Below are 6,229 nucleotides of genomic sequence, written 5' to 3'. Positions count from 1 at the left end.
AAAGCGGCCGGCACAGTGGGGCCGGCTGCGCCGCACCGCGCACCGGGCGCCCTCCGCCAAGTAAAAAAGAATCAGCCCCCCAGCCCCTTGTTCGGATTTAGCAAGAACTTCTCCCCCGTAGCCTGCTTCCCATAAACCCCGATCGCATCCAGCTGCAGCGCCTCGAGCAGAGAAACCTCCCGCGTGTACTTGCTGGCAAACGTCGTCTTCAGTTCAGCGACCACACGCGCCTTCAACCGCTGCGTGCCTTCAGCCCCCAGCTTCTGGAGAAAAGGAAACAGCAGCCACCCGCCCATGCCCCACGCCATGCCGAAGTTGCGCACGAACTCGGTCGGGTTGCGGTCCAGGCCGCCGTAGATGTAGACCTGCTTGTGCGTGGTCGAGCCGTAGCGGCTGTATTCCTTGGCGGTGCGGTTCAGCGCCGCTTCCATGCAGCCGAGGATCTGGCCGGCGAGCTTGCCGCCGCCCGTTGCATCGAAGGCGAGCGTGGCGTCGGTGTCGACCAGCGCCTGCGTCAGGTCTTCGAGGAATGTGGGCGAACTCGCGTTGCACACGTACTTCGCGCCGATGCTGCGCAGCAGCGCCTCCTGCTCTGGCTTGCGCACGATGTTGACGAGATCGATGCCGTCCTTCTGGCAGATCTTGTTGAGCATCTGCCCCAGGTTGGAAGCGGCCGCTGTGTGCACCAGCGCCGTGTGGCCCTCGCGCCGCATCGTCTCGACCATGCCCAGCGAGGTGAGCGGATTGACGAAGCACGATGCGCCTTCGGCCGGCGTCGTGCCTTCGGGCAGTTCCAGGCATTGCGCCGCCGCAATGGCGCGGTACTGCGAGTACATCGCGCCGCCGATGGCCGCCACCGTCTTGCCGAGCAGGGCCTGCGCGGCCGGCGACGAACCGGCCTTGACCACCACGCCCGCGCCTTCGTTGCCGACCGGCATCGACTGGTCGAGCCGCGCCGCCATCGAAGGCCGCGCGCGTTCGGGGACGATGGCGGTGATGACCGGGCGGTCTGCGGTGCCCGATGCTTTCGCCGTGCTCATGTCGGCAGCGCCGAACAACAGGCCCAGGTCCGACGGGTTCATCGGCGACGCCTCGACGCGCACGATCACTTCATCGGGCTTGGGTTCGGGGATTGGTTCGTCGTGCAGCGAGAGTTCGAGTTCGCCATTCGAGCGGACGAGGGAGCGCAGTTGCAGTGCCATGGAAGAAGCCCTTGTGAAGGTCGTTCGGAGATGGCCATCGGCCACGGGGCGGCCAGTATAGGAGCGGGTTCTGAAAACTGCAGGCGCCTTCAGGACACCACCGGAATCACCGGCGCGTGGGCCAGTGCATGGCGCATCTTGATCGGATCGAGCCGCTCGATGTAGCGCGGAATGTTGCGCCACAGCGTGTGATAACCGTAGCCGCCGCGCAGCATCTCGTGGCGCGCGCTGTCCTTGTCCCAGTCCTGCACCGCCATGCGATAGATGGCCGCCACCACACCCGTGCGGTCGGCGCCGTGCATGCAATGGATGAGTACCGGCCCTTGCTTCTCGGCCTCGCGGATCGCGACCAGTGCGCGCAGCACCTTGGCGTCGTCGATGGACCAGGTGTTGATCGGTACGCGCACGAGCCGGATGCCGCTGCCTGCGAACACCTTCCTGTCGTCGTTGAACGAACGCAGGCTCACGACGGTGCGGATGCCCAGCGACTGCAGCGCCGCCACGTTCGCGCGCCGCGGCTGTGCGCTGCGGTACAGCGTGGGCGTGATGCGGTGCAGGTTCTCGACCTGCAGTGCGTCGAGCGGATCGGCCCAGTGGCCGGGGCGCAGGTCGTCGATCTTCGTGGCAGTCATCGTGCGCGACGGCGCCAGTGGCGCACCGTCAGGATCAGCGCCGCGACCGCGAGGCCGCCCCAGTAGTCCACCGGCGCGCCCCACAGCCAGTGCTTGTGCCAGAACGCATCGACCGGGTTGAAGCGGGCCCAGCCGAAGGCCGGATTGATCATGAACCAGAGAAAGTCTTCGCAGACCCAGAACACGATGAGCCCCGCCACCGCCAGCCCTGCATCGCGCCACGTCCAGCGGCCGTTGAAGGCCAGCGGCAGAAAGAACACCAGCGCCATGAACGAGAACACCCAGGCGTGGTAGCCGGTCATCGCGCGCCCGCCCCAGAACAGGTCCAGCCAAATGCTGTTCTCGATGCGCCAGGTGGGCAGCGACGTGGCCCAGCCCGCACCGCCTTCGATCTGGATCTCGGCGTTGGCGAAGAAGAAGGACATCACAACGACCCATGCCAGGTAACCCAGCGTGCGGCCCACGCCGGTCTTCTCGACAGCCGGCGTCATGCGGACTCTCCCGGCAGCACGCGCTGCAGCACCGCCCGCGCCGCCTGCGGCTTGCCCAGCGCCCGGCTGCGCGCGGCCATGTTCGCGAGCTTGGCCGGGTCGGCCATCAGGCGCGCCACCTTGTAGTCGAGGCCGATGGCGTCGTAGGCGAGCCAGGCGGCGCCTTCTTCCATCAGGAAGCCGGCGTTGTGTTCTTCCTGCCCGGGAATGGGTGAGATCAGCAGCATCGGCTTGCCGAGCGCGAGGCACTCGGACACCGTGAGGCCGCCCGGCTTGGTCACCACGAGGTCGGCCGCGGCCATGAGCTTGTGCATCTCGTTGGTGAAGCCGATGGCCACCACGCGGCCCGGATGGCGGGCGGCCAGCGCCTGCAGCTTGCCGTGCGCCTCGGCGTTGCGGCCAGCGACGGCGATCACCCGGAAGTTGCCTTGCTGTCCGTCATGCCCGCCCAGGCCGAGCACACGCTCCACCATGCTCGCGAGGTCGCCCACGCCCGCGCCGCCCGAGGCCATCAGCAGCACGGGCCGCGACGGATCGAGGCCGAGTTCGGCAGCGCAGGTGTTGCGCGAGAGCGCCGGCACATCGGGCTCGGAGAAAGCCGGCATCACCGGAATGCCCGTGACGTGGATGCGCTCGGCCGGAATGCCGCGTGCGCGAAGCCGGAACGCCACTTCTTCCGTGGCCGCGAGATAGCCCGCCATGCCGGGCACCAGCCACATGTTGTGCAGGTCGTAGTCGGTGATCTGCAGCCACACCGGGTAGTCGATGCGCCCACGGTTGCGCTCGCGCATCAGCAGTTCGGCCGGCAGGAAGTGCGTGCAGATCACCGCATCAGGCTTCTCGCGCCGGATCTCGCGCACCAGCGCGCCGGTGCTCAGCCGCTCGATGCCCCGGCGCAGGCGCTGCGAAGGCGCGTGATGCGGCGTGCTGTCGGTGCGCTGGTGCAGGTACGACCACAGCTCGGGCGCGCGGTTCACCAGTTGGATGTACCAGTCGGTGTAGACCTTGCGAAAGCCCCCGGCCACATGAGCCATGGCGTCGATGTGGACCGCCGTGCAGGGCGGGACGAGGTTCTGGGCGGTGGCGGCGAGCGCCTGTGCTGCACGCACGTGGCCGTTGCCGGCGCTCACGCTGAGGATCAGGAGTTTGGTCATGGATTCGAAAAGCTGCGCGGATTATGGCGAGGGCATGTGGCAGTGCCGCTTTCGAAGATCCGGGGTGCGCTCACCCCATCCGCAATCACCCTGAACGACTCGGCAGCGCCTCAGAGCGGCGCCCGCGAGGTGACGAACTGGTTCACCCCGATGGCCGCCCGTTCGCGGATCGCATCGAAGGTGGTGCTTGCCACGATGCGCCCGTTCTCGAACACCGTCTGCAGCAGATCGACTTGCCCATCCGCAAGCGCTTCTTCTTCGCGCACCGTCTGCACGCCGCCGCGCGCATTCCGCACCAGCGCGAGCCGCCCCTTCTTGGACGCCTTGTTCACATCGCCCACCGGCGACTTGTACACATCGCGCCACTCGCCGTTCACCTGCATCGCCGAGCACTTCATCGCCCACTGCATGGTGTCGCGGTTGACCTGCTGCAGCAGCCCGCCACCCATGCCGAAGGAGATGTTCTCCGTTGAGAAACCGTTGTGGAAGAAGTTCGAAAGACACAGCCGCAGCGAGTCGAGGTTGACGCCATCGCCCTGGATGATCCGCACGTTATTCAGCACGCGGAAGCCCTTGGCATTCGTCGTGGTGCCGAAACGGTCGGCCAGGATCTGCGCCACCTTCAACGTGGTCTCAGCCGGGTCGCCCGAGTCGGGACGCACCACCAGCGTCGCGCCCGAGGCCACCACCTTGGCCTTGAGCTCGTCGCCCCAGATGCGAGCGCAGGCATTGAAGATGTCGTAGCTGTCGCTCACCACCGCAAACGTGGCGCCCGGCTTGCCGAACTGGTCGATCATGTTGCTGTAGGCGTCGGATTCATGGTCGCGGCCCCAGCCCGTGATGGTGCTGTGCTCGGCCGCGGGAATCGAGAAGCCCGCCACGTCGCAGTCGTAGTACCGGCGCGCCGCCACCAGCGCGGCCAGCGTGTCGGTGCCCATGAAGTTGACCAGGTGGGCCATGCCGCCGAGTGCCGCCGATTCGAGACTGGACACCCCGCGCGCGCCGAAGTCGTGCAGCCTGAAGGCGATTTGGCCCTGCGGGTCGTCGCAGGTCGCTTCGAGGTAGCGCAGCAGCGTGGTGCGCGCCGCCGCGGAGAGCGTGGCCACCGTGGTCGGGTACCAGATCGCGCGCAGCAACTCGGTTTCAAGAAAGCTCGTGACCCAGAAGAATTCGGGGTCCGTGTTCTCGATGGTGGCGAGCACGTTGTGCACCGGCAGCACGCTGCCCTCGGGCACCGCGCGGATGCGCACAGGCATCAGCCCGCCGTGCTTTTCGATGAGCCGGAGCCACCCTTCGCGGTTGAAGGGCTCGCCGTGCACCGCCATGAGCGCGGCGGCTTCATCGACATCGGCCAGCGTCACCGGCGTCTGCAGATACTCACGCAGGTACGCCTGCAGGCCGAAGAACAGCGAGTGGCTGAAGAGCCCGCCGCGCGACTCGATGTAGCTGTGCACCGTCTGCGTGCCGGGCGGATATTGCATCCAGTGCGACACCTTGTAGGAGTCGGTGCGCAGCAGCAGGTTGTTGCCCAGGGGCGAAGAGGTGAGATTGCGGTTCATGTGAAAGCTCCTTTCACGTTGGCCCCGTCAACCGGGGCCGTTCTTGCTGACAAAGCCTGGTCGTTCAGTTCTTGCCCAGGCCACCCAAAAAATGATTCGCGATGAAGAAGTGGTCTTCGTAGATGCGGTCTTGCATGTCGAGGAATTCTGCAATCGGCACCCAGCGCACTTCGGCCGCATCGTCGTCGGCGCGCACATCCGACAGGCCCGCCCACTGGTTGTGCGCCAGCTCGAAGAAGAAGCCGTGCGTGATCGTGCGGCCGCGCTGCGAGCGGTCGGGCGCATCGAACACGTGGCTGGCCTTCATGCTGCCGTTGAGCACGGGCACGGGCACCTTCAGGCGCGTTTCTTCCTTCAGCTCGCGGATGGCCGCATCCTGAAGCCGCTCGTGCTGGCCGACGAAGCCGCCGGGCAGCGCCCAGGTGCCCTTGCCGGGATGGAACTTGCGCTGCACCAAAAGGATGTGGCCGGCCTCGACCACGATGGCATCGACCGTGGTGTAGATCGGCGGAAAGTCGCTGCCGGCATAGCGGTACTTGTCGCGGTAGTCGACGAGGAAGGCGCGCTCTTCGCAAAGATCGGCGTAGTCGGCGGTGTGCGTGAACTGTTCGAGAAATGCCGCCGTGCCGTCGGGCAGGTCGGCCGGTGCGAGCTGGCCGCGGTTCTCGGGGTCGAAGTAGAGGCTGCGCACGTCGGTGGCGTTGAGGCTTTCGACGCTGTGCTGGCCGACGAATTCCCAGTGCGGGAAGAGCTTGAGGTAGTAGCTCGATGCGTCTTTCAGATGGCCCACCAGCGCGACCTTGGCCTTCGACGGTGCATGGCCGTCCTGCTGGATCAGCCGCTCGACGGCGGACTGGATCGACGCGATCCAGATCTGGTCGTTGTAGGGCGAGTCGCCCACGCCCACGACGCTCACGCGCATCTGCTCGGTACCGCGCAGACAGGCGCGCACCATGCGTTCGCGTTCGTCGAAGGTGAAGGGGTTCTTGACGCTCCGGGGCTTGCGGTCGGAGCCGACCACCACGATGACCCGATCGGCGGCGCGAAGGCCCTCTTCGATGAGTCGTTGGTGACCGAAATGGACGGGCTGGAAACGCCCGATGACGATGGCGTATTGGTACTTGCGTGTGCTCACTTGGGAATCCCCCAAAAAGGGCGCAATCAACTTGCGCTTGGGTTCAGGATAGCATC

6 protein-coding genes are annotated in these 6,229 nt (G+C 66.3%); all 6 read right to left on the bottom strand.

Annotated elements, in window-relative coordinates; all coding sequences use genetic code 11:
- Positions 1 to 71 precede the first annotated feature (71 nt).
- Positions 72 to 1,202, bottom strand: a complete 1,131-nt coding sequence (locus ABIC90_RS25935; RefSeq protein ID WP_354359364.1) for a zinc-binding dehydrogenase — start codon at positions 1,200 to 1,202, stop codon at positions 72 to 74.
- Between the two features lie 89 nt (positions 1,203 to 1,291).
- Positions 1,292 to 1,834 (bottom strand): dual specificity protein phosphatase family protein, encoded by a 543-nt coding sequence (locus ABIC90_RS25930; RefSeq protein WP_354359362.1) that lies wholly within the window; start codon positions 1,832 to 1,834, stop codon positions 1,292 to 1,294.
- Complete coding sequence (locus ABIC90_RS25925) at positions 1,831 to 2,325, bottom strand: hypothetical protein (RefSeq protein WP_354359360.1); 495 nt, start codon at positions 2,323 to 2,325, stop codon at positions 1,831 to 1,833. The genes ABIC90_RS25930 and ABIC90_RS25925 overlap by 4 nt, the downstream gene beginning before the upstream one ends.
- The gene (locus tag ABIC90_RS25920; protein ID WP_354359358.1) at positions 2,322 to 3,479 is read right to left on the bottom strand and encodes an MGDG synthase family glycosyltransferase; all 1,158 of its coding nucleotides are present in this window, start codon (positions 3,477 to 3,479) and stop codon (positions 2,322 to 2,324) included. Before ABIC90_RS25920 ends, ABIC90_RS25925 begins: the two co-directional genes overlap by 4 nt.
- Positions 3,480 to 3,589: 110 nt before the next feature.
- On the bottom strand, positions 3,590 to 5,038 hold the full coding sequence (locus ABIC90_RS25915; protein ID WP_354359356.1) for a nicotinate phosphoribosyltransferase: 1,449 nt from the start codon (positions 5,036 to 5,038) through the stop codon (positions 3,590 to 3,592).
- 64 nt (positions 5,039 to 5,102) lie between these two features.
- Entirely contained in the window at positions 5,103 to 6,173 is a 1,071-nt protein-coding gene (locus ABIC90_RS25910) for a bifunctional nicotinamide-nucleotide adenylyltransferase/Nudix hydroxylase (RefSeq protein WP_354359354.1), read from the bottom strand.
- Positions 6,174 to 6,229 lie beyond the last annotated feature (56 nt).

Source organism: Variovorax boronicumulans (assembly GCF_040544675.1).
Lineage (GTDB): Bacteria > Pseudomonadota > Gammaproteobacteria > Burkholderiales > Burkholderiaceae_C > Variovorax > Variovorax boronicumulans_D.
This window is presented reverse-complemented; position numbering and strand designations above follow the sequence as displayed.

Coding starts and splice junctions, on each gene's coding strand:
- ABIC90_RS25920 (WP_354359358.1), bottom strand. CDS start 3,479: ATGACCAAACTCCTGATCCTCAGCGTGAGCGCCGGCAACGGCCACGTG.
- ABIC90_RS25925 (WP_354359360.1), bottom strand. CDS start 2,325: ATGACGCCGGCTGTCGAGAAGACCGGCGTGGGCCGCACGCTGGGTTAC.
- ABIC90_RS25935 (WP_354359364.1), bottom strand. CDS start 1,202: ATGGCACTGCAACTGCGCTCCCTCGTCCGCTCGAATGGCGAACTCGAA.
- ABIC90_RS25930 (WP_354359362.1), bottom strand. CDS start 1,834: ATGACTGCCACGAAGATCGACGACCTGCGCCCCGGCCACTGGGCCGAT.
- ABIC90_RS25915 (WP_354359356.1), bottom strand. CDS start 5,038: ATGAACCGCAATCTCACCTCTTCGCCCCTGGGCAACAACCTGCTGCTG.